This window comes from Pseudomonas sp. TYF_14 (assembly GCF_043105275.1).
In the GTDB taxonomy this organism is placed as follows: Bacteria; Pseudomonadota; Gammaproteobacteria; order Pseudomonadales; family Pseudomonadaceae; genus Aquipseudomonas; species Aquipseudomonas alloputida.
Genome location: NZ_JBICLK010000029.1, coordinates 1 through 21,033, shown reverse-complemented (window position 1 = coordinate 21,033; position 21,033 = coordinate 1). Strand labels below are relative to the sequence as shown.

The window sequence follows — 21,033 nt, the reverse complement described above, 5'->3', positions numbered from 1 at the left end:
CGCTGTGTTGGCGCGGGTTGTACAGTCTAACCGTTTTTGCCGTATCAGCCGTGTGCCTGTAAGGCACCGAGCATCAGGTCGAGGTTTTGCACGGCAGCACCAGAGGCACCTTTGCCCAGGTTGTCGAACACTGCGGTGAGCAGTACCTGGCCATGCTCGGGGTTGGCGTACAACGCCAGGCGCAGGTCATTGCTGCCGTTCAATGCCTCGGGGTCGAGGTTTGCCGCAGCACCGCACTGATGCAGAGGCATCACCTGAACATGGCGGGCACCCTGGTAATGCTGTTCCAGGCAGGCTTGCAAATGCTCGGCGCTGACCTGTCCAGGCAGCAGGCGAAGCTGCAGCGGAATGCTCAGCGCGATGCCTTGGCGGTAGGCGCCATAGCCGGGCATGAACATCGGCCGCGCCGACAACCCCGCGTGCTGCTGGATCTCCGGTACGTGCTTGTGCGCCAGCTCCAGGCCATACAGCTGTAGCGCCGGGGCTTTGGCGGCGCCGGGCTGTTCATGCCGCTCGACCGCCGCGCGACCACCGCCGGAATAGCCAGACACGGCGTGGATGTTCAGGGGGTAGTCCGCAGGCAGCAAGCCGGCCTTGACCAGTGGGTGCAGCAGCGCGATGGCGCCGGTGGGATAGCAACCGGGATTGCTGACACGCGTGCTTTGCGCGATGCGCTCGGCTTGCTGTTCGTCAAGCTCCGGCAGGCCATACACCCAGCCTGGTGTGGTGCGGTGCGCCGAGCTGGCGTCGATCACCCGCACCTGGGGGTTGTGGATTGCGGCCACGGCCTCGCGGGCGGCGTCGTCGGGCAGGCACAGCAGGGCGATGTCGGCACTGTTGATCGCTTCGCAGCGGCGTTGCGGGTCCTTGCGCTCGGCCTCGGGGAGGGTCAGCAGGCGAAGATCGCTCCGGCCCTGCAGGCGGGCATGGATCTGCAGGCCTGTGGTGCCTTGGTCGCCGTCGATGAAAACAACAGGGGTGTGCATGCTCGGGGTCCGGTTGGGGAAAGATAGCCTATGCTCGCCCGTAGCATTGGTAATGAAAATTTGAATATGATGATCAATACATTCAGGATTTCTGAATTAGTTTTGAAACACGTGGTGAACCTGTGGGTTTACCCGAAAAAGGGCCTGCACTGACAATTGCGCGAAATCAGCCTCGACCGCCTCCGCACATTGGTGGTCATCACCGACCTGGGCTCCTTTGCCGAGGCCGCCCGCCAGCTTAACCTGGCGCCGCCCACCATCAGCTTGCACGTGGCCGAGCTGGAGGCGCGTATTGGCGCCCCGTTGCTCACCCGCACCCGTGGCCAGGTGCGGCCTACCGTCATCGGTGAAACACTGCTGGGGCGTGCCCGACGCCTGCTGGCGGACGCTGACTTGGCGCTGGACGAAGTGCGCCGGCAGGTCGCAGGGTTGACCGGACGTGTGCGCCTGGGCGCCTCCACCGGTGCCATCGCCCATTTGCTGCCGCAGGCGCTGGCGCGCCTGCGTGTGGAGCACCCGGGGATCGATGTGCAGGTCCAGGTGCTGACCTCTCAGGCGTCGCTCGTGCGCTTGCGTGAGGGCACACTGGATATCGGCCTTGTGGCCTTGCCACAGGTGGCCGGCAAAGGGCTGACGGTCACCCCCTGGCGGCGCGACCCGATCCTGGCGTATGTGCCGGCCGACTGGCAGCCACCGGCCAGGATCACCCCGGCCTGGCTGGCGCAACGGGCGTTGATTCTCAACGACAGCACCACCCAGCTGTCGCGGGTTACCGGCGAGTGGTTTGCAGCGGCGGGGTTGTACCCCGAACCGCGGATCGAGCTGAACTACAACGATGCGATCAAGAGCCTGGTCGGCGCCGGGTACGGGGCGACATTGTTGCCGCAGGAGGGGGAGGCGACCGAGCTGGACCGGCGCATTGCCCGCCGACCGCTGCGGCCGGGGTTGTGGCGGCAGTTGGGTATTGCGTGTCGGGAAGGGCAGGTGGAGCGGGCCACGGGGTATGTGCTGGAGGCGCTGGAACGGTTGCGGTAGGGGCGGTTCCGCTGCTGCAAGACCTGTGGCAGGCCTGCACGTTCCAGCCCCGACGCCTTGCCGAGCTCAGAACCAGCGATCGTTCTTCTTGCGCCCACGGGTCAGTGCCGGCAGGATCAGCCCCGCCAGCAAGCCTGCACCGGCAATGCTGCCGCCATACACCATGTAGCGCATCATCACCTGCTTGTTCTCATCCCCCAGGCGGGCCTGGGTATCGCGCAGGTCCGACTGGCTCTGATCGAGCTGCTCGTTCAGTGCCTTGTTGCGTGCCTCCAACTCATCAATCAGCTGCTTGCGCGAATCAAGCGTTTCCTGCATGCCCTGTACGCGGTTCTTCCAGCTGTCGTCGATGGTCTTCAACTGCCCGGTCAGTTCGGTGACCTGGGCATCGAGCAACGGCAGGCGCTCGTTCTGCCCGGGCACTGCCTGCAGGTCGTTGCTGAGGATCCACACCACATCGCCGTTCTGCCCGCGCACCTGGCTGTAATTGCCCTGGCTGCCGAGCAGGGTCAGCTTCTGCCCGGACTTGAGCGTGCCGACAATGCGGTGCCCGTCGGTCGGGCCGCTGCGCACGTAAGTGCTCAGGCTGTCACTGACCCAGCGTGCGTCGCTGGCAGGCTCTTCGGCGTGCACGGGGGCGGCAAGGCCCACCAGGGCGGCAATCAGGCCGATGCGCAGGGCAGGGAGGGCGGAAGCATTTGGGCGGGAATCGGGCATGTTGGGTCTTCGCTGAAACAGGACAAAAAGTAGGCCAGGTGACTGGGCCGATGAACCGGTCGGTGAGTTGACCGTCAGCGAAAGACCGTTTTTTTGTCAGCAGGTTCACTGCCTAGTGTCGGAAATGTCTGCAGAATGTTGCAGCGCCCGCCCCAGAGCGCTGCGTTGCCGATGACGCAATTGTAATGCGCCGATCACCTTGGCGTTATCTGCCGGCCGTCAATCTTGGCCCGCCGACATAACAACAAATGCGACGTTCAAGGAGCATCGGATGACGTGCAGATCACCCCTGACACTGGCTGCTTGCCTGGCGCTGGCCGGCGTTGGCAGCCAGGTTGTTGCTGCAGAAAAAAGTGCGGACGGCTTCATGGAGGGCAGCACCCTCAGCGTGCTTAACCGCAACTTCTACTTCAACCGCGATAATCGCGATTCTGTGGCCCCCACACACAACCCGAGCAAACAAGCTGACAACGGCTACTCCGAGGCCTGGGGGCACGCCGTGATTACCCGATTCGAGTCGGGCTTCACCCAGGGCACCGTAGGTGTTGGCCTGGATGCGTTTGCCATGCTTGGCCTCAAGCTCGACACGGGCGGCGGCCGCAACGGCGGGCGCAGTTCTTTCGACGTATTGCCGGTTGACCGCGACGGCCAGGCACGTGACGAATACACCAAGGTGGGGGGCGCGGCCAAGCTACGACTGTTCGACACGGTACTGAAGGTGGGGGATGTGTTCCCGGCCAACCCGGTGGTGGCGGCTGGCGACTCGCGGCTGCTGCCGGAAAGCTTCCGTGGGGTGACCCTGGAGAACTCCAGCATCAAGGACCTTACCCTGCAAGCCGGGCGTCTGCATGCTATGAGCCAGCCGATGTCCAGCGACCTGCGGGAGAACTTCGTGACCTTCTATGGCGGCCCGGTCGATTCGCCCTGGATCGCCTATGGTGGGGGGGATTACAGGCTCAATGAGCATGTCAGCGTCAGCCTGTTCAGTAGCCGGCTCAAGGACGCGTGGAACCAGTACTACGCCGGCACCAGCCTGAGCTGGCCACTGAGCGAGGCGCTGGCGCTGATTGGCGGTTTCAACTATTACAAGGCTGTGGATGAAGGGCAGCAGCGCCTGGGCGCCTTTGACAACGACATCTGGAGCGCCAAGCTGGGTGTGCGCTTTGGTGCTCACACCCTGGCCCTGACGCACCAGCGCAACAACGGCGACGACGACTTCGACTACCTGCGTCAGTCCGACTCGATCTTCCTCGACAACTCCATCCAGTACAGCGACTTCAACGCGCCCAAGGAGCGTTCGTGGATGCTGCGTTATGACCTGAACATGGCTGCCTACGGCGTACCCGGGTTGTCGTTCATGACACGCTACGGCAAGGGTAACGATGCTGACTACTCCAATGCCAACGCCACCTACATGCGCCGTGACGTTGCGGGCAACCCGCTGACCGACCAGAAACGCTGGGAGCGTGACATCGAGGTGAAGTATGTGGTGCAGACGGGCGCGGCCAAGGACCTGTCGTTGCGGGTTCGCCAGGCCACCACCCGGGCCACGGCGTTCGAGTCGGATCTGGACGAAGTGCGGCTGATCGTGGAGTACCCGTTGTCGATTCTGTGATTCCACCTTGGCAACCTTGTTGCTCCTTTGGTTTAGGTGGATTTTCTGGCGCTCCGCTTGGGGCGCTTTTTTTATCGGCTTGATCGCCTATCAATCCTGCATTTGCATCAGGTGGTCAGGTGCTACCGGTACGCCGGGGCTATGGGGCTAGACTCAAGGCTCACCTTCGATCTTGGAGCAAGACCATGACTGCCAAGAACACCATCTGCCTGTGGTACGACCACGATGCCGAAGAGGCGGCGAACTTCTACGCCCGAACTTTCCCCGATAGCCGGGTTGTCGCTGTGCACCAGGCACCCGCCGATTACCCTTCAGGCAAGCAGGGCGATGTGATCACCGTGGAATTCACGGTAATGGGTATCCCTTGCGTGGGCCTCAATGGTGGCCCGGCCTTCAAGCACTGTGAGGCATTTTCGTTCCAGGTCAGTACCGCGGACCAGGCAGAGACCGACCGCTTGTGGGATGCCATTGTCGCTAACGACGGCGAGGCCAGCGTTTGCGGCTGGTGCAGGGACAAATGGGGGATTTCGTGGCAGATCACTCCACGCATCCTCATCGAAGCCATCGGCCACCCCGACCGTGCGGCGGCCAAGCGTGCGTTCGAGGCCATGATGCAGATGGGCAAGATCGATGTGGCCAAGATAGCGGCGGCGTTGGAAGGTTGAAGCAGATCCATGTTTCAGCAGGCGCGGTCTCGCATCGCGAACGGGCTGCTTAGCAGCCCGTGGTTTTCGGGTTGACGCCGTCAGTTGCGGGTTACTTCGGCCTCTGCCGCTGTCTTGGCCGATGCCTTCTTCTCCTGCACCACAATGTAGAACTCCTCCCCATGCTTCACCGCGCCATACAGTACGGCCTTCTCGATCAGCTCGTTGCCGCGCAGGTGGCGCAGCATCATCGGGTCCTTGCGCAGGTCGCGGTACAGCGCCAGGCATAGCAGCACCATCACCACCACGAATGGCAAGGCCACGACGATGGTCAGGTTCTGCAGCCCGGTCAGTGCCTCGCCAGGGTTACCTGGGTCGCCGATCGCCAGCATGATGGCCGCCACCGTACCGGTCAGCGTCCCCCAGAAAATCACTGTGCGTCGCGATGGCGCGGTGGTGCCGTGTTCCGACAGCGTGCCCATCACCAGCGAGGCGGCGTCGGCACCCGAAACAAAAAAGATGCCCACCAGGATCATCACCAGCACCGAGGTTGCCGAGGCCAGCGGGTAGCTGTCCAGCAACTGGTACAGCGCGTGATTACTGTTGACCGCGCCGTTGGCCAGCTGGAAGGCGCCCTCGCGCACGGCCTCGATGGCGGCGCCACCGAAGATGGTGAACCACACCAGGCTGACCAGGCTTGGCACCAACAGCACCCCGGTAACGAACTGGCGAATGGTGCGACCGCGGCTGATGCGGGCGATGAACATGCCCACGAAAGGCGTCCAGGAGATCCACCAGGCCCAGTAGAACACGGTCCAGCCGGCCAGCCAGCTGTTCATCTGTTCGCCGCCGCTGGCGTTGGTGCGGGCCATCATTTCCGGCAGCATCTTGATGTAGATGCCGAGCGAGGTCGGCAACAGATTGAGCATCAGCAGCGTCGGCCCGACCATGAACACGAACACCGCCAGCACCAGTGCCAGCACCATGTTGGTGTTGGACAGCCACTGGATACCCTTGCCGATGCCCGACACCGCCGAGGTCACGAAGGCAATGGTCAGCAGAGTGATGATCGAGATGTAGAACAGTTTACCGGGGCTTTCGATCCAGCCGTTGTATTCCAGGCCGCCGGCAATCTGCAGCGCCCCAAGGCCCAGCGAGGCGGCCGAGCCGAACAGCGTGGCGAAGATTGCCATCATGTCGATCAGGCGGCCGAGAGGGCCGTTTGCGTGCTTGCCGATCAGCGGCCGGAAGGCGGCGGAAATCAGCTGCGAGCGGCCACGGCGGAAGGTGCCGTAGGCGATTACCAGGCCGACGATGGCGTACATGGCCCAAGGGTGCAGGGTCCAATGGAACAAGGTAGTGGCCATTGCCACCTGCATCGCTTCGCTGGTCTGCCCGCTGGCCGAGCCGGGCGGCGGCGATATGTAGTGCGACAGCGGCTCGGCCACGCCGAAGAACATCAGGCCGATGCCCATGCCGGCGCTGAACATCATCGCTACCCAGGACACCGTGCGGAACTCTGGCTGTTCGCCATCGCGGCCCAGCGGCACCCGCCCGTAACGGCTGGCGGCCAGCCACAGCACGAACACCACGAAGAGGGAGGAGGTGAGCACGAAGAACCAGCCGAAATTGAGAATGACCCAGGATTGCGCGCTGGAAGCGCTGCTGGCCAGGCTGGCCTGGTTGAGGAAGCCCCAGAGCACGAAGGCGATGGCCAGGAGGCTGGTGAAACCAAAGACGATCCAGTCAAGCTTGCCCTCGAAATGTCGATCCTGGCGGGCTTCTGCGGTTTTCGAGGGGTCTGTGACGCCAAGATCGAGTGTTTCGGGGATGTGTTCCTTTGCCATGTATGATGAGGCCCCATTTGTGTATTGCCTGGACGCGCAGGCTTGTTGTGTGGGCTGCCGAGCACGATGACGGCCTCGGCGGGGTGGATTGCTGGCGGGATTATCCTGCGCAGCAGATAGCGGCTCATGTCCCCATAACGCCATGGGGCGTCCATTGCGCGACTTGGCAAATACTTTTAGTTCTGGGGGCAATGGCCCTTTCTGCCTCGGCTTCTGGTACCCTGATGGGCATAACCCGGGACCGCACATACGAGCATCGTAGAAGCGCTGCTGCTTGTGGGCCTGGCCGCACCAGGAAACGGAGATTCGTCATAATGGCCACTGACCGTGTGAGCCTGATTCATTTCGATAAATTGAGCATGAGCCCTGCCGCTGCCGACCGGTTCCAGAAAGCCCTCGACGCGCTGGAAGCGCTCAAGCTGCAGGACCGTTACGTGTATCTCATCGCTCCTTATCTGGGTGATATCGCTGACGCCTCCGACGCCGAGCAACTGGCAACAGCCCTGGAGCAGGGCCTGCGCGTGGTCGAAGAGTTGCGGGTGGCCAGGTCGGTCACCAAGGTCAAGGCCGAGGAAGTGCGCCAGGTGTTCCACAGTGCTGGCGAACGTGCGCGGGCAGAACTGCCTGGCTGAGTAGTGGCATGGCCAAAGACATCGACAACCCCTGCGTCTCGTTATGCCAGCTCAACAGCGAACTGTGCGTGAGCTGCGGCCGTACCCGTGACGAAATCCGCAAGTGGCGGGGCATGAAGCGGCCCGAGAAAATGGCCACTGTGCAGCGTGCGGCGACGCGAATGAAGGCTATCGCCAAAAAGGCGGCCAAGCGGCAGAATGCCGGCTGAACCTGCGTGCAATTGACGCAGCCTTTCCTGTTTGTCTGACGAGCCTGAAAATGGATTCTCACTCGCTGTTCGCGTTTACCCTGGTCGCCGCCATCGCGATCGCCAGCCCAGGCCCTGCCACCTTGATGGCTATCAACAACAGCCTTGCCCATGGCCAACGCAGCGCGATCTGGTCGTCGCTGGGCAATGGCACGGGTCTGTTCTGTCTGTCGGCAGCGGCCATGCTGGGGCTAGGCGCACTGCTGGCCAGTTCTGAAGTACTGTTCAATGCCGTGAAGATCCTGGGGGCGGGCTACCTGTTCTACCTGGGCGCGCGACAACTGCTGAAGAAGAGCCCGATGCTGGAGCAGGGGGCCGCAGAGCGTTCAGCCAAGGTGCGGCCCACGCCGCTGAAACTGTTCAAATCGGCCTTTCTCACTGCAGTGACCAACCCGAAGGCGACCATGTTCTTTACTGCACTGTTCCCGCAGTTCATCGACCAGGGGGCTGCGCTGTTGCCGCAGTTCCTAACCTTGACCGGGATTTTCGTGGCCTTGTCGCTCACTTCGCTAAGCGCGTATGCCGCCCTGGCTGCGCGGGCCAAGGGGGTGCTGACCCGGCCGTCGCTGTCGCGCTGGGTGAACAGGGTGGTGGGCACCACCTTTATCGGTTTTGGCGCGGCGATCCTGGCGATGCGACGGCAGGGTGCCTGAAACGCCCAGTTTTTCGCCGGCCGTGCAGGCGCTCACTGTCTGTCCTTCGGCAGATTTATCAACGGGACGATGAAAGGTTCGTCTGCGGGTTGCTGATGGTCCAGACTGTCTACAGCGCGCAGATGATAGCTGCAGGCGACCACGGCAGGTGGCAGCCTTTGGCCACTACGCCGGATCGCCGGGTGTTTCATGTGCCGAGGGTCGTAGATGATCGAGCGTTGCTTTCGCCACGTCTTGCTCCTGATGTGCCTGTCACTGCTGCCCCTGGCTGCAACAGCGGATGATGCATGCCTACGGCTGACCGCCACAGGCAACCCGGAATACCCCCCGTACCTGTGGCGCGACCCGCTGAACCCTCAGCGACTGATCGGTGCCAATGCCGACCTGCTCAAATACTTGGGCAAGCAGCTGGGGCTGGACATAGAGGTGGTTTACGCCGGGCCGTGGTCACGAGCCCAGGAAGAAGTGCGCACCGGGCGGATCGACTTGATGGCCGGGTATTTCCTGACCGAAGCGCGCCGGCAGCATGTGGACTTCATTGCCCCGCCGTTTTTGCGCACACCCAGCGTCATCTGGGTGCGCCAGGACAATGCCTTTGCCTACCAGCAATGGGCCGACCTCAAAGGCCGCAAGGGTGGCACTCTGGTCAACAATAGCCACGGCCAACAATTCGATGAATACGCCCAGGCCAGTCTCACCCTCGAAGCGGTGCCCACTGCCAGGCAGGCGTTCGAGAAGCTGATGCACAAGCGCAGCGATTACGTGGTGTACGAGCAGTATCCTGGCATGGCGCTGGCGCGCACATTGGGCATCGCAGCCACTGTGCAGGTTTTGCAGCCACCGGTGTCCAGCGAAGGGTTGTACCTGGCAATCTCACATGAGTCGCCTTGCAACCGGCCACTGCTGCGTGAGGCGCTGGCGCGGGAGATGGCAAAGATCGTTGGCGGGGCCTTGCCCGAGCAGTGGTTGAAACAGAATCTGGAGCGGTGGCAGTGACAGAGTGGCTCATGTGCTGCGCGGTCTTTGTTGGGGGCAGCCTCGCGTCGGTACATGTGCCACTCCAATTCAACGCATATGCAAGATGATAGGGCTGCTGCTGGCCGGGTCGGTATGCCCACGCAGCTTGCCTACCGCCTGCGCATCCACCGCACCACCCTGGTTGCCCCAGGCCGTACGCACAAAGCTGAGCACGTCGGCAATCTCCTGATCACTCAGCTGTTCGCGCAACGCCGGCATGCGATAGGCGTCCGGCACCCCTGCAGCCACCACCCGCTGCGAACCATTGAGCGTGATATTGATTGCCGAGGCGCTTTCCTTGGCCAGTGCCGAGGTTGCCCCGGCCAAGGGCGGCATCCATTCGGCCTGGCCCTTGCCGTCCAGGCCATGGCACGACGCACAGCGTGTCACGTAGGTGCGCGCTCCTGGGCTATCCAGCCGTGTCGCTAGCGATTCGGCCTGGTATTGCCAGGGTGCGCCGTCACGTTGAGGGTCGCCGGGCAGCGACTTCAGGTAATGGGCGATGGCGGCCAGGTCGTCGTCACGCATGAATTGCGTGGAGTTGTTGAACGCCTCGGTCATCGAACCATATACCACTGCATGCCGGTTGCGCCCGGTCTTCAGGAACTGCGCGATCTCGGCCTCGCTCCAGCGCCCCAGCCCGGTGTTGTGGTCGGCACGCAGGCTGGGTGCATACCAGCCGTCGAGCAGTGCGCCGGAGAGGAACGGCTTGCCGCTGTCATCCAGCGCCTTTTCATTGAAGGCCAGGCCGCGTGGCGTATGGCAACTGCCGCAGTGCCCGGGGCCCTGAACGATATAGGCGCCACGGTTCCACTGTGCATCCTGCCCGGCCTTGGCGGTGTAAGGCGTGGTGGCGGCGAACAGGCCGTTCCACAAGGCGATGGGCCAGCGCAGGTTCAGCGGCCAGGGGATGTCGCTGGCCAGGTTAGCCTGCCGCGCCGGCTGTACGCCGTGCATGAAGAACGCATACAGCGCCTTGACATCATCATCGCTGAGCTTGGCGTAGGACGGGTAGGGCATCGCCGGGTACAGGCGTCGGCCACCAGGCGCCACACCCTGGCGCACGGCGCGGTCGAAGTCAGCCAGGGTGTAGTTACCGATGCCGCTGTCGCGGTCGGGGGTGATGTTGGTGGCGTGGATTGCCCCCAGCGGGGTGGCCATTTCCAGTCCGCCGGCGAACGGTTTGCCATCCGGCAGGCTATGGCAGGCCACGCAGTCACTGAGCCGGGCGACGTATTCGCCGCGGCTGACCAGCGCCGGGTCGGCAGCAGTGGCCTGTGCGTCGGCAAACGGCGATGCGGGTTCACGGGTGACATACCAGGCCAGCAGGCCTGCCGCGACCAGGCACGGCAGCGCCAGCCAGCCAGCGGTTCTTGCGAAACGATGGGTCATGAGGCGTCCCTTGTGCGATCAGCTGAAGGTGTGGCGGCTCAATGGCAAACTGCGCACGCGCTGGCCAGTGAGCTGCGCGACCGCATTGGCCACCGCCGGGGCCACGGCGGGCAGCGGTGGTTCGCCGATGCCGCCCATCTTCGCCCCGCTTTCGATGATGCGCACATGCACCCGGGCCATGCGCGAAGGCGGCAGGATCGGGTACAGGTCATAATTGCGCGCGCGCGGCTTGCCATCCACGTACACCGCTTCTTCCACCAGTGTCTGCGACAGGCCCAGGGCGACGGCGCCGTTGACCTGATGCTCGATGATCGCCGGGTTGACGATGCTGCCTGGGTCGATGGCTTGCCAGATGTCGTGCACCCTGACCTGGCCGTTGTCGATGGAAACCTCGGCAATGACCGCAGCCTCCGAGCCGAACGGTGAGGCCATGGCCACGCCGCGTGCGCGCTTGCTGCCATCCTCGGCGGTGAACGGTCCGCGCTTCCAGCCGCCGGACAAGTCGGCCACTGCGTTCAGCAGGTTGGTCAGTCTCGGGTTGTCGCGCAGCAGGTGCAGGCGCAGTTCAAACGGGTCCTTGCCACCTTTGTCAGCCAGTTCGTCCAGGAATGATTCGTAGAAGAAGTCGTTCAGCGAGTTACCTACCGAGCGCCAGTAACCAAGCATGGCCGGACCTTTGACATAGATCTGGGCAATGCGCTTGTTGGCGATGGCGTAGGACTTGCCTGACAGCCCCTCAAGCGCGGTCGGGTCGATCTTCTCCCCTTGTTTTCCAGCAAGGGCCTCGGTTGGGCCCTCGGTGGCGCTTACCGCTTCGAGCGCCACTGGCATACCGTCTGCGTCCAGCCCGGCGCGGAACTTCACCACTGCGACGGGGCGCAGTACATCGCGCAAAAACTCCTCCTCGCGGCTCCAGATAAGCTTCACCGGCCGGCCAACTGCTTTGGCCAGGGCAATGGCCTGCGGGTAGGGGTTGGCAGAGTCGTACAGGAAGTGGCGGCCAAAGAAGCCGCCCAGCAGCGGCGAGTGCAGGTTGATTTGAGCAGGCTCCAGGCCGGTGCGTCTGGCAATGTCGTCACGGAACATGTCCGGGGCCTGGTTGGGCAGCCAGACGTCGAGGCTGCCGTCCGGGTTGAAGCGGGCGAGGGCGGACGGTGGCTCCAGCTGGGCATGGTTCAGGTACTGGTTGTGGTAGCTGGCCTCGACCTTGGTCTTGGCGTTGGCCAAGGCGCCGGCAATATCCCCTTCGTTCTCTTCATCACGGGATGGCCCTTGCACCGTCGCGAGGTGTTCGCGCCAGGCGTCGCTGGAAAAATCGGCCGGCATCGGTCGCACTTTGCTGTCGGCGGCCGGTTCTTTCCAGTCCACCTGAATAGCCTCCACTGCACGCTTGGCGTGCCACCAGCGCTCGGCGACCACAGCCACGGCGCCTGGCAGCTGATGCACAGAATGTACGCCTTTCATGGCCTTGACCTGGTCTTCGTTGCGCAGGCTGCCAACCGTCATGCCCAGGCGCGGCGCATGCTGCACGGCCGCGTGGAGCATGCCGTCGACCTTGATGTCGATGCAGTACTGGGCCTTGCCGGTGGACTTGTCGTAGGCATCCAGGCGGCGTACGGGCTTTCCAATCCAGCGAAACTGGCTGGGGTCGCGCAGCTTGACGCTGGCCGGGTCGGGCACCGGCAGGTCCATGGCGCGACCGGCCAGCTCACCGTAGGTCACGGAGCGTCCGCTCGTGGTATGTACTACGTTACCCGGCGTGGTTGAAAGCTCATCGACCGGTACACCCAGGTGTTCGGCGCCCGCCTGCAGCAGCATGCCCCGGGCGAGCGCGCCCAGGCGGCGCATGGTCGGGTAGCTCATGCGTACCGACATGCTGCCACCGGTGATGCGCATGCCGTTCTCCATCACCACGTAGGCTTCGCCCGGTGGCGCGCTATCGACCACGAAATGGGCCGGGTCGACATCCAGCTCTTCACCCACAATCTGCGCCATGGCGGTGAAAGGGCCTTGTCCGCCTTCCATGAAGGGGCTCAGCAGGCGTACCGTGCCGTCCGGGCGAATCTCCAGAAATGCGGGCACCTGAGTGCCACGTTCAGCCGTTGCCGCAGCGGCGGCTGCTGCCTGCACGCGGGCCGAGCCCATGGGCAGGCCGAAACCTAGCACCAGGGCACCGACTGCGGTGCCGGCAAGAAAGCGCCGACGTGACAGGTTGACCGTTTCGCCCCGCTGCAGCCTGAGCAGTTCGGCGGGTGTATCGACTGGCGTGTTCATCAGGCCTGCTCCCCCTGGGCCAGGTCATGCACGGCGGCATGGATGGCGTTGTAGGTGCCGCAGCGGCACAGGTTGACCATGGCTGCATCGATCTGCGCATCGCTGGGTTTGGGCGTGTGCTTGAGCAGCGCCGTGGCTGCCATTACCTGGCCAGACTGGCAATAGCCGCATTGAGCCACCTGGTGCTCGACCCAGGCGGCGACCACCCGTTTGCCGACGGGGTCGGCTTCGATCGCCTCGATGGTGGTGACCTCACGCCCTACCACACCGGCCACCGGGGTAACGCAGGCGCGCACCACATTGCCGTCCACCAGCACCGAACAGGCGCCGCACTGGGCCAAGCCGCAGCCATACTTGGTGCCGGTCAGCCCCAGGTCATCGCGGATTACCCACAGCAGGGGCGTGTCGGCGTCCGCCTCGACCTGATAGGTCTTCTGGTTGATGCGTAGTTCCATGGTTTCACCTGCCCGTCACGGTTGTTGTCGCTGTGTTTTTTTTGCATGGGGAATACGTTGTCCCCCGGTGCAGAAACGCTAGCACAGGTGGATGACCGCTGATCTGGTGGCGGGGTGGCTTCAGAGGATCAGGCAAGTAATCCGGCGGAATACGCAAGCCAGCTTCGAAAAATCAAGCCTGCAGTCGGCGTTGAACAGGACTTGCGCAACGAAAACCCGGATAATGCCGGCCAATTTCGTTTTGCACGCTTAAATCACGGTAATCCCGCATGGAAATCAAGGTCAATTTTCTCGACAATCTCCGTCTCGAAGCCAAATTCGATGACTTCACGGTGATCGCCGACCAACCTATCCGCTACAAAGGCGATGGTTCGGCCCCAGGCCCGTTCGACTATTTCCTGGCGTCTTCGGCCTTGTGCGCGGCTTACTTCGTCAAGCTGTACTGCCAGACCCGCGATATTCCCACCGAAAATATCCGCCTGTCGCAGAACAACATCGTCGACCCGGAAAACCGCTACAACCAGATCTTCAAGATCCAGGTCGAACTGCCCGAAGACATCTCCGACAAGGACCGTCAAGGCATCCTGCGCTCCATCGACCGCTGCACGGTAAAAAAGGTGGTGCAGACCGGCCCTGAGTTCGTGATCGAAGTGGTCGACAACCTCGATGCCGATGCCCAGGGGTTGCTGATGCCGGTGTCGGACACCAGCACCTATATCCCCGGCAAGGACCTGCCGCTGGAGCAGACCATTGCCAACATGTCGGGCATCCTCGCCGGGTTGGGGATGAAGATCGAGATCGCCTCGTGGCGCAACATTGTGCCCAACGTCTGGTCGCTGCACGTACGCGATGCGCAGTCGCCGATGTGCTTTACCAACGGTAAAGGCGCCACCAAGGAGGCTGCGCTGGCCTCGGCGCTGGGCGAGTTCATCGAGCGCCTCAACTGCAACTTCTTCTACAACGACCAGTTCTGGGGCGAAGACCTGGCCAACGCCCCGTTCGTGCACTACCCGAACGAACAGTGGTTCAAGCCGGGCCCGCGCGACGCGCTGCCGGCCGAGATCCTCGATGAGCACTGCCTGGCGATCTACAACCCTGACGGGGAGCTGCGTGGTTCGCACCTGTATGACACCAACTCGGGTAACACGGCGCGGGGTATCTGTTCGCTGCCGTTCGTGCGCCAGTCCGACCAGCAGGTGGTGTACTTCCCGTCCAACCTGATCGAAAACCTGTTCCTCAGCAATGGCATGAGCGCGGGCAACACCTTGGCCGAGGCGCAGGTGCAGTGCCTGTCGGAAATTTTCGAGCGGGCAGTGAAGCGCGAAATCCTCGAGGGCGAGTTGTGCCTGCCGGACGTGCCGCAAGAGGTGCTGGCCAAATACCCGGCGATCGTCGCCGGCATCCAGGGCCTGGAAGAGCAGGGCTTCCCGGTGCTGGTCAAGGATGCGTCACTGGGGGGCGAGTTCCCGGTCATGTGCGTGACCTTGATGAACCCGCGCACGGGTGGCGTGTTTGCCTCGTTCGGTGCCCACCCGAGCCTGGAAGTGGCGCTGGAGCGCAGCCTCACCGAGCTGCTGCAGGGCCGCAGCTTCGAAGGCCTGAACGACCTGCCGCAACCCACCTTCGAAAGCCACGCGCTGACCGAGCCGAATAACTTCGTCGAGCATTTCATCGACTCCAGCGGCGTGGTGTCGTGGCGCTTCTTCAGCGCCAAGGCCGACTTCGAATTCGTCGAGTGGGACTTCTCCGGGCACGGCGAGGACTCCAACCAGCAGGAGGCCGCGACCCTGTTCGGCATCCTCGAAGACCTGGGCAAGGAAGTGTACATGGCGGTGTACGACAACCTTGGCGCCACCGCGTGCCGCATCCTGGTGCCGGGCTATTCGGAAATCTACCCGGTCGAGGACCTGATCTGGGACAACACCAACCGCGCCTTGTCGTTCCGTGCCGACATCCTCAACCTGCACAGCCTCGACAGCCGCTCGCTGAAGCTGCTGCTCAAGCGCCTGGACAACTGCGATGTGGATGACTACACCACCATCACCACGCTGATCGGTGTGGAGTTCGACGAAAACACAGTGTGGGGCCAACTGACCATTCTCGAACTGAAGCTGCTGATCTGCCTCGCGGTGCAGCGTTTCGAGGATGCCAAGGAACTGGTCGAGGCATTCTTGCAGTTCAACGACAACACCGTAGACCGCGGCCTGTTCTACCAGGCGCTGAACGTGGTGCTGGAAGTGCAGTTGGATGACGAACTGGAGATGGATGACTACGAAGCCAACTTCCGCCGTATGTTCGGCAATGCGCGCATGGATGCGGTATTGGGCTCGGTGGACGGCAGTGTCCGCTTCCATGGCCTGACCCCGACCAGCATGAAGCTCGAAGGCCTTGATCGCCACCTGCGCCTGATCGACAGCTACAAGAAGCTGCACGCGGCCCGGGCCAAGTTCGCCTGACAGGCGCTGCGCCCAATCATCGCCGGCAAGCCAGCGCCACAGGTATTGCACCGCTCTTGAGATTTGTGCCGAACCTATGGACGCTGGGTTGCCTGCGATAAGTCAGGCGCCGTCCTACAGCCCTTTGATCTGGGCGCCATCCCCATTCTGTCTTGCCGCGTTGCCATCCAGGCGCTTAGCGTTCTCTTCCTATCCACTTCAGGTGGTGACTATTAGGGCTTAGCAGGCCCACCTTCGAAAGCCTCCGCCGGTGGTGGCGCTGCACGGACATTGAAAAGCTTGCAGACACAGTACCAACAGAAGGCGACGGTCAGGTTGTAGGGAAACAGCACGGCCCAGAACGGCAATTGCCAGTTCTTTTTGCCCTGCATTTCACCGGGCTCACCGGTTCGCCAAGGGGCGTAGTGGCGCCAGGCTTCTGCCGGGGTCAGGCAGATGGCGTGCAGTGGCTTGTGCCACCAGTTGGGTTCACCGGGCGGGGGGAGTTTGTCTGGGCCGTGGTCCATGAAGTGGCGCAGGTATTCCCACACTTCGGCGACATGCTTGACGCCGGGTTCGGTGGGTTCGTTGCTGTCCACCCACAGGCAGTCTTTTTGGTGCAGGCTGCCGTCTTCCCGGCGGGGGGCGAAGGCGAGGGCATAGCTGGTGGTGAAGGAGGAGCCGCCGAATTCTGTGCGTTTGAAAATACCGCCTCCAGTGTTATTCCAATCAATAACTATGAGTGTATTTATGCGTTTGTAATATATTTTTTTGGTGGCTCTATTGAGGTATATGTCAGAAAGTTTTTTTATTAAGAAAACACGGTAGGCTAAGAATGGAGTAAAAATAAATGGTCCGAGGAGCTGTATTGCAATAAATACATATGCCCCTTCCTGTTGGTAATTGATTGAGTGGGTGAAAAAGCCTGTGTAGGATACAATCGCGATGGCTAAAATCGTGGCGGTATACATCTTGGCCATGAAGACTGAGTCGGAAACCCATGGATTTCTAAGCTGCGCTAATGTTGTGGTTATTTTGCTGATTTGTCCGTGGATTTTTGGTTTAATATAAGTGTTTTCATGTGGGCTAAATAACCATGTTGTGGCCACGGCGCTACCTCTCGACATGAAGGGTTGAGATTGAATGAGTGTTGGCGGATAAGCCTTAGTTTGGTAGGAAATTTATTAATAGAGTGCCGCTTTTTGCTCTGGCTGTATCGATTCTAGTTAAGTAGCAGGTCGGCTCAGTATCTGAGGGAATTGCCTTACTGTCGAAGTCCAAGGTGCTTAAGGTGCCATGTAGTGCACCGTCAGGATGGGGATGCGTGACTGCAGACAGGGCCCGGAGGTAGCGCTGCTGACAGAGGTGTCGCTCATGTGCGTTTCCTTTGGGTTGAATGCGCTGGGGCCTCCTCAAATGCTTCGGGAGGCGGTGGCGCTGCTCGGACGTTGAACAGGCGGCAGATGCCATACCAGCAGAGGGCGACGGAGAGGTTGTAGGGAAACAGCACGGCCCAGAACGGCAATTGCCAGTTCTTTTTGCCCTGCATTTCACCGGGCTCGCCGGTTCGCCAAGGGGCATAGTGGCGCCAGGCTTCTGCCGGGGTCAGGCAGATGGCGTGAAGTGGCTTGTGCCACCAGTTGGGTTCACCGGGCGGGGGGAGTTTGTCCGGGCCGTGGTCCATGAAGTGGCGCAGGTATTCCCACACTTCGGCCACATGCTTGACGCCGGGTTCGGTGGGTTCGTTGCTGTCGACCCAGAGGCAGTCTTTTTGATGCAGGCTGCCGTCTTCCCGGCGGGGGGCGAAGGCGAGGGCATAGCTGGTGCTGAACGATGAGCCGCCGTATTCGGTGCGCTTGAAAATGCCACCTCCGGTGTTGGCCCATTCGAATACGAGTACCTTGCTCAAACGTTGGTAGTAGATTTTTTGGGTTGATCGATTGAAGCAGAAAATTGATAAGCGTTTTATGAAATATATTCGATAGGCTAAGAATGGGAGGAAGATTAAAGGTGCAATTAGTGTAAGGAGGATAAAGGTATAACTAAAGGTGTATGGGTTCCAGGCTTCACTGGTGAGTAAGTAAGGGTAGGTGAAGATGACGAGCGCAATGGTCATTGCACAGTACAGCTTTCCCATAAAAACTGAGTCTGTTACCCAGGGGTTTCTCAGGCATAAGGTGGTTTTTGACAAGCTTGATAGTTGCCCGCCAATAGCGGGTTTATGCCCTGAACTTGAGCTTGAGTTGAATATCCAGATGGTTGCCATGATCAGCGCTCCAGACGAAAAATTGACAGGGTCTCAGCCATGGCCGGGAAGTCGCGGGTGCATGGCGCGTTGGTGTAGTGCACCGTCAGGATGGGTACGCGTGAACTGCAGACAGGGCCTGGAGGTAGCGCTGCTGACGGAGGTGTCGCTCATGTACGCTTCCCTTTTTGGGTTGAATGCGCTGGGGCCTCCTCAAATGCTTCGGGAGGCGGTGGCGCTGCTCGGACGTTGAACAGGCGGCAGATGCCATACCAGCAGAGGGCGACGGAGAGGTTGTAGGGAAACAGCACGGCCCAGAACGGCAATTGCCAGTTCTTTTTGCCCTGCATTTCACCGGGCTCGCCGGTTCGCCAAGGGGCATAGTGGCGCCAGGCTTCTGCCGGGGTCAGGCAGATGGCGTGCAGTGGCTTGTGCCACCAGTTGGGCTCACCGGGCGGGGGGAGTTTGTCCGGGCCGTGGTCCATGAAGTGGCGGAGGTATTCCCATACCTCGGCCACATGCTTGACGCCGGGTTCGGTGGGTTCGTTGCTGTCGACCCAGAGGCAGTCTTTTTGATGCAGGCTGCCGTCTTCCCGGCGGGGGGCGAAGGCGAGGGCATAGCTGGTGCTGAATGATGAGCCGCCGTATTCCGTACGCTTAAAAATACCACCGCCGGTATTGCTCCACTCAAAGACCAGTACCTTGCTTAAACGTTGATAGTAGATTTTTTGGGTCGCCCGATTGAAGCAGAAGCTTGATAAGCGTTTTATGAAATATATTCGATAAATGAGGAAAGGTAGGAAAGTGAAAGGCATAAGCAAGAATCCAGTCGCTAATAATGGAGCGGTTTCGTACATGCGCCATATATCCCTGGATAGTAAATATGGGTAAAAGCCGGCAATTGACAGAACAGTTATCGCGCAATACAGCTTTCCCATGAAGACAGAGTCTGTGATCCATGGATTCCTTAAGCATAAAATGGTGTCAGATAAGCTTAATAGTTGCCCTGTGATAGAGGGCTTGTGTCCAGAGTCTGACATTGAGTTGAATATCCAGATGGTTGCCATGATCAGCGCTCCAGACGAAAAATTGACAGGGTCTCATTGTCTTCGTCCAGGCCTTGATTGGCGTTGTAGGTTAGATGAAGTGAGACATGATTTTGGTTGGCGAGTGTGTTTTCGAAATGTAGAACTAAGCCAGCATCTACGAGGTGGCCGGTCGGGCTGATTGGAAAAACGTCAATTCCGTGGTTGTCACGGACGGAGCTCAAACTTCCTGACCATTCACTTACGCCTAGCCTGAATGCAGGCAGCAGCACTGTGAACTCTACGGTTGGTTGGGGGGTGGCTACTTCGTTATGTGTGATAGCTGTCCAATTTGGCGGCGACCAGTGGTTATTCTGATGCCATCGGGTGTCGGCTTTAGTTATGCCGAGGGATAGGGCCTGCTCGGCGGATAGTAGCTTGGGCCCGTAATGTTCATTGTGCCAAGCCTTAATTTCCGTTTGCAGTGAGGTGAAAGCAGGCAGTTTTTTGTCAAAGTCCAAGTTGATGTCGGCGTGCGCCTCTCCATCATTGATGCGATTGCCGAATATGCTACGTGCTGCCCACAGTTCTATTGGGCTGTGAAGGCGTTCATGTGCCTTGGCGTGTAGGTAGAGGCCTCCTGCGATGATGGCTACACCTACGAGGACAAGGGCAGCGGCGGCCCATCCGGCAAAGGGCACAACCGATGTCACGCCTGCAATTGCAAGTCCTGCTTCAAGGACGACAGCGGAACCAATAGCCATGGTGAATCCACCCGCCACAGTGTAACCGGCTGCAGTTAGATCACCATTTTCGTACTGTCGTAGCGCCTTAGTACCGTCCGCGAAAAAACCCAGCGCAATCGCCGGGTATCCGGCTAAACGCGCAAACAGATTGCTACTCAAAAACTTGATAACCCCATTGCCAAAGGCCATGCCCGGCGCTGTGGCACTTAATCTCAGCATGACGGCCTTTTGCGTTGCCCGTACGCTGACCAACGTTGCCGCCGCTGCACCGATCACCCCGAACACAGATGAAGCGAACCCCAGGGTGTATTCCGGTGCATCGCTCTTCTGCAGGCTGTTGTAGGCCGTCTTGAGCGATAAGATGTTGAACCACAGCATCCCCGCGTTTAAACCACCACCACCGCCGGAGGTGAGCAACCCAAGGAAGTTGGGTTTCGCACGCGCAGTGGTGGTCAGCTCGATGGACACCGTGCGGCTACCCGAAATGCGCAACGCTTTCATCTCTTCAACCTGCGCCATGCCGCTCTTCAAATACCGCTGCACCTCCTGGCTAAAGGGGTTTTCCGTAATGGCCTGCTCGGTGATTCGATAGCGCGCCGCCAGCAATCCCAGGGCTTTCTCGGCATTGGCCTCGTGCGCTGCCAGCAACACTTGCTGGCGCAGGCCATGGCTGGCATCCCAACGGGTCTGCCCGCGCAGTCGCTTGAGCACCACGGTATTGACCGACTGGGCGGTGAGGTCGGTGATGTCCGCCATGGCCGGGAAGCGACCGGCGAGCCCTTCGATCACGTTGTCGCTGGCGCCGAACATGGCGCCGATCGAATCGGCTTTGTCCTTGAACGGGTTGAACGGCGCCAAGGCGGTGTAAAGCGGGCTGTCGTGCTGGTCCAGCCATTGCTCCAGGCGCTTGAAGCGTCGGTCATGATCTTCGGTGCCGGGTGTCGGCTGGCCCATCGGGTGAATCAGCAACGCCAGTGAGATTTCCAGACCGCGGGCGGAGGTGCGTTCGTCGCGGTCGTAACAGGCCAGTGCCGCAGCCAGGCTGTAGGGGTTATCAATGTGTTGGG

The 21,033-nt window shown here is 61.0% G+C and carries 18 protein-coding genes; 8 read left to right on the top strand and 10 right to left on the bottom strand.

Features of this window, described 5'->3' with window-relative positions:
- Window positions 1-44 precede the first annotated feature (44 nt).
- Window positions 45-986, bottom strand: coding sequence for an N-acetyl-gamma-glutamyl-phosphate reductase (argC, locus tag ACF8O8_RS07840; protein ID WP_010954475.1), 942 nt, complete (start codon window positions 984-986; stop codon window positions 45-47).
- 156 nt (window positions 987-1,142) lie between these two features.
- Here argC and ACF8O8_RS07835 point away from each other — a divergent pair, with 156 nt between their 5' ends.
- Window positions 1,143-2,021: a LysR family transcriptional regulator gene (locus tag ACF8O8_RS07835; RefSeq protein ID WP_350298011.1), complete on the top strand. Its 879-nt coding sequence runs from the start codon at window positions 1,143-1,145 to the stop codon at window positions 2,019-2,021.
- A 66-nt stretch (window positions 2,022-2,087) separates the two neighbouring features.
- On the opposite strand, the gene ACF8O8_RS07830 is transcribed toward ACF8O8_RS07835, so the two are convergent.
- Window positions 2,088-2,738, bottom strand: a complete 651-nt coding sequence (locus ACF8O8_RS07830; RefSeq protein ID WP_010954473.1) for a TIGR04211 family SH3 domain-containing protein — start codon at window positions 2,736-2,738, stop codon at window positions 2,088-2,090.
- A gap of 271 nt (window positions 2,739-3,009) precedes the next feature.
- Here ACF8O8_RS07830 and ACF8O8_RS07825 point away from each other — a divergent pair, with 271 nt between their 5' ends.
- Entirely contained in the window at window positions 3,010-4,353 is a 1,344-nt protein-coding gene (locus ACF8O8_RS07825; protein ID WP_350298010.1) for an OprD family porin, read from the top strand.
- Window positions 4,354-4,538: 185 nt separating this feature from the next.
- Window positions 4,539-5,018 (top strand): VOC family protein, encoded by a 480-nt coding sequence (locus ACF8O8_RS07820; protein WP_392509479.1) that lies wholly within the window; start codon window positions 4,539-4,541, stop codon window positions 5,016-5,018.
- 80 nt (window positions 5,019-5,098) lie between these two features.
- Here ACF8O8_RS07820 and ACF8O8_RS07815 read toward each other — a convergent pair whose 3' ends face one another.
- Window positions 5,099-6,844 carry a BCCT family transporter gene (locus ACF8O8_RS07815; protein ID WP_010954470.1) on the bottom strand — a complete coding sequence of 582 codons (1,746 nt, stop codon included), beginning with the start codon at window positions 6,842-6,844 and terminating at the stop codon, window positions 5,099-5,101.
- A 314-nt stretch (window positions 6,845-7,158) separates the two neighbouring features.
- On the opposite strand from ACF8O8_RS07815, the gene ACF8O8_RS07810 reads away from it, so the two are divergent.
- The 4 genes from ACF8O8_RS07810 to ACF8O8_RS07795 all read left to right on the top strand — a co-directional run bounded on the left by ACF8O8_RS07810 (window position 7,159) and on the right by ACF8O8_RS07795 (window position 9,373).
- Complete coding sequence (locus ACF8O8_RS07810) at window positions 7,159-7,476, top strand: hypothetical protein (protein ID WP_010954469.1); 318 nt, start codon at window positions 7,159-7,161, stop codon at window positions 7,474-7,476.
- An 8-nt stretch (window positions 7,477-7,484) separates the two neighbouring features.
- Entirely contained in the window at window positions 7,485-7,685 is a 201-nt protein-coding gene (locus ACF8O8_RS07805; protein ID WP_010954468.1) for a DUF1289 domain-containing protein, read from the top strand.
- 50 nt (window positions 7,686-7,735) lie between these two features.
- Entirely contained in the window at window positions 7,736-8,377 is a 642-nt protein-coding gene (locus ACF8O8_RS07800) for a LysE family translocator (protein WP_010954467.1), read from the top strand.
- A 207-nt stretch (window positions 8,378-8,584) separates the two neighbouring features.
- A complete protein-coding gene (locus ACF8O8_RS07795) occupies window positions 8,585-9,373 on the top strand; it encodes a transporter substrate-binding domain-containing protein (RefSeq protein ID WP_350298009.1) in 789 nt (262 codons plus the stop codon).
- A gap of 69 nt (window positions 9,374-9,442) precedes the next feature.
- Here the strand turns inward: ACF8O8_RS07795 and ACF8O8_RS07790 are convergent, their stop codons facing one another.
- From ACF8O8_RS07790 to ACF8O8_RS07780, 3 genes are read right to left on the bottom strand one after another with little or no spacing between them, the layout of a single operon-like run.
- The gene (locus ACF8O8_RS07790) at window positions 9,443-10,786 is read right to left on the bottom strand and encodes a cytochrome c (protein ID WP_003256026.1); all 1,344 of its coding nucleotides are present in this window, start codon (window positions 10,784-10,786) and stop codon (window positions 9,443-9,445) included.
- An 18-nt stretch (window positions 10,787-10,804) separates the two neighbouring features.
- A complete protein-coding gene (locus tag ACF8O8_RS07785; protein WP_392509478.1) occupies window positions 10,805-13,060 on the bottom strand; it encodes a molybdopterin cofactor-binding domain-containing protein in 2,256 nt (751 codons plus the stop codon).
- On the bottom strand, window positions 13,060-13,515 hold the full coding sequence (locus ACF8O8_RS07780; protein WP_003256023.1) for a (2Fe-2S)-binding protein: 456 nt from the start codon (window positions 13,513-13,515) through the stop codon (window positions 13,060-13,062). Before ACF8O8_RS07780 ends, ACF8O8_RS07785 begins: the two co-directional genes overlap by 1 nt.
- 269 nt (window positions 13,516-13,784) lie before the next feature.
- Between ACF8O8_RS07780 and ACF8O8_RS07775 the strand changes: the two genes are divergently transcribed.
- Window positions 13,785-15,971: an OsmC domain/YcaO domain-containing protein gene (locus ACF8O8_RS07775; protein WP_012052024.1), complete on the top strand. Its 2,187-nt coding sequence runs from the start codon at window positions 13,785-13,787 to the stop codon at window positions 15,969-15,971.
- Between the two features lie 212 nt (window positions 15,972-16,183).
- Here the strand turns inward: ACF8O8_RS07775 and ACF8O8_RS07770 are convergent, their stop codons facing one another.
- The 4 genes from ACF8O8_RS07770 to ACF8O8_RS07755 all read right to left on the bottom strand — a co-directional run.
- Window positions 16,184-17,059 carry a DUF6708 domain-containing protein gene (locus tag ACF8O8_RS07770; RefSeq protein WP_392509477.1) on the bottom strand — a complete coding sequence of 292 codons (876 nt, stop codon included), beginning with the start codon at window positions 17,057-17,059 and terminating at the stop codon, window positions 16,184-16,186.
- 263 nt (window positions 17,060-17,322) lie between these two features.
- Window positions 17,323-18,216: a DUF6708 domain-containing protein gene (locus ACF8O8_RS07765; protein ID WP_392509476.1), complete on the bottom strand. Its 894-nt coding sequence runs from the start codon at window positions 18,214-18,216 to the stop codon at window positions 17,323-17,325.
- Window positions 18,217-18,365: 149 nt separating this feature from the next.
- Complete coding sequence (locus ACF8O8_RS07760; protein WP_392509475.1) at window positions 18,366-19,262, bottom strand: DUF6708 domain-containing protein; 897 nt, start codon at window positions 19,260-19,262, stop codon at window positions 18,366-18,368.
- A 2-nt stretch (window positions 19,263-19,264) separates the two neighbouring features.
- The coding region (locus ACF8O8_RS07755; RefSeq protein WP_392509474.1) for a T6SS effector BTH_I2691 family protein at window positions 19,265-21,033 on the bottom strand (1,769 nt) is incomplete at its 5' end.

Excerpts from the sequence above, each read along its gene's own strand:
- ACF8O8_RS07790 (WP_003256026.1), bottom strand. The coding sequence starts at position 10,786 with ATGACCCATCGTTTCGCAAGAACCGCTGGCTGGCTGGCGCTGCCGTGC.
- ACF8O8_RS07760 (WP_392509475.1), bottom strand. The coding sequence starts at position 19,262 with ATGGCAACCATCTGGATATTCAACTCAATGTCAGACTCTGGACACAAG.
- ACF8O8_RS07800 (WP_010954467.1), top strand. The coding sequence starts at position 7,736 with ATGGATTCTCACTCGCTGTTCGCGTTTACCCTGGTCGCCGCCATCGCG.
- ACF8O8_RS07775 (WP_012052024.1), top strand. The coding sequence starts at position 13,785 with ATGGAAATCAAGGTCAATTTTCTCGACAATCTCCGTCTCGAAGCCAAA.
- ACF8O8_RS07825 (WP_350298010.1), top strand. The coding sequence starts at position 3,010 with ATGACGTGCAGATCACCCCTGACACTGGCTGCTTGCCTGGCGCTGGCC.
- ACF8O8_RS07795 (WP_350298009.1), top strand. The coding sequence starts at position 8,585 with ATGATCGAGCGTTGCTTTCGCCACGTCTTGCTCCTGATGTGCCTGTCA.
- ACF8O8_RS07765 (WP_392509476.1), bottom strand. The coding sequence starts at position 18,216 with ATGGCAACCATCTGGATATTCAACTCAAGCTCAAGTTCAGGGCATAAA.
- ACF8O8_RS07815 (WP_010954470.1), bottom strand. The coding sequence starts at position 6,844 with ATGGCAAAGGAACACATCCCCGAAACACTCGATCTTGGCGTCACAGAC.
- ACF8O8_RS07830 (WP_010954473.1), bottom strand. The coding sequence starts at position 2,738 with ATGCCCGATTCCCGCCCAAATGCTTCCGCCCTCCCTGCCCTGCGCATC.
- ACF8O8_RS07805 (WP_010954468.1), top strand. The coding sequence starts at position 7,485 with ATGGCCAAAGACATCGACAACCCCTGCGTCTCGTTATGCCAGCTCAAC.
- ACF8O8_RS07820 (WP_392509479.1), top strand. The coding sequence starts at position 4,539 with ATGACTGCCAAGAACACCATCTGCCTGTGGTACGACCACGATGCCGAA.
- ACF8O8_RS07785 (WP_392509478.1), bottom strand. The coding sequence starts at position 13,060 with ATGAACACGCCAGTCGATACACCCGCCGAACTGCTCAGGCTGCAGCGG.
- argC (WP_010954475.1), bottom strand. The coding sequence starts at position 986 with ATGCACACCCCTGTTGTTTTCATCGACGGCGACCAAGGCACCACAGGC.
- ACF8O8_RS07780 (WP_003256023.1), bottom strand. The coding sequence starts at position 13,515 with ATGGAACTACGCATCAACCAGAAGACCTATCAGGTCGAGGCGGACGCC.
- ACF8O8_RS07810 (WP_010954469.1), top strand. The coding sequence starts at position 7,159 with ATGGCCACTGACCGTGTGAGCCTGATTCATTTCGATAAATTGAGCATG.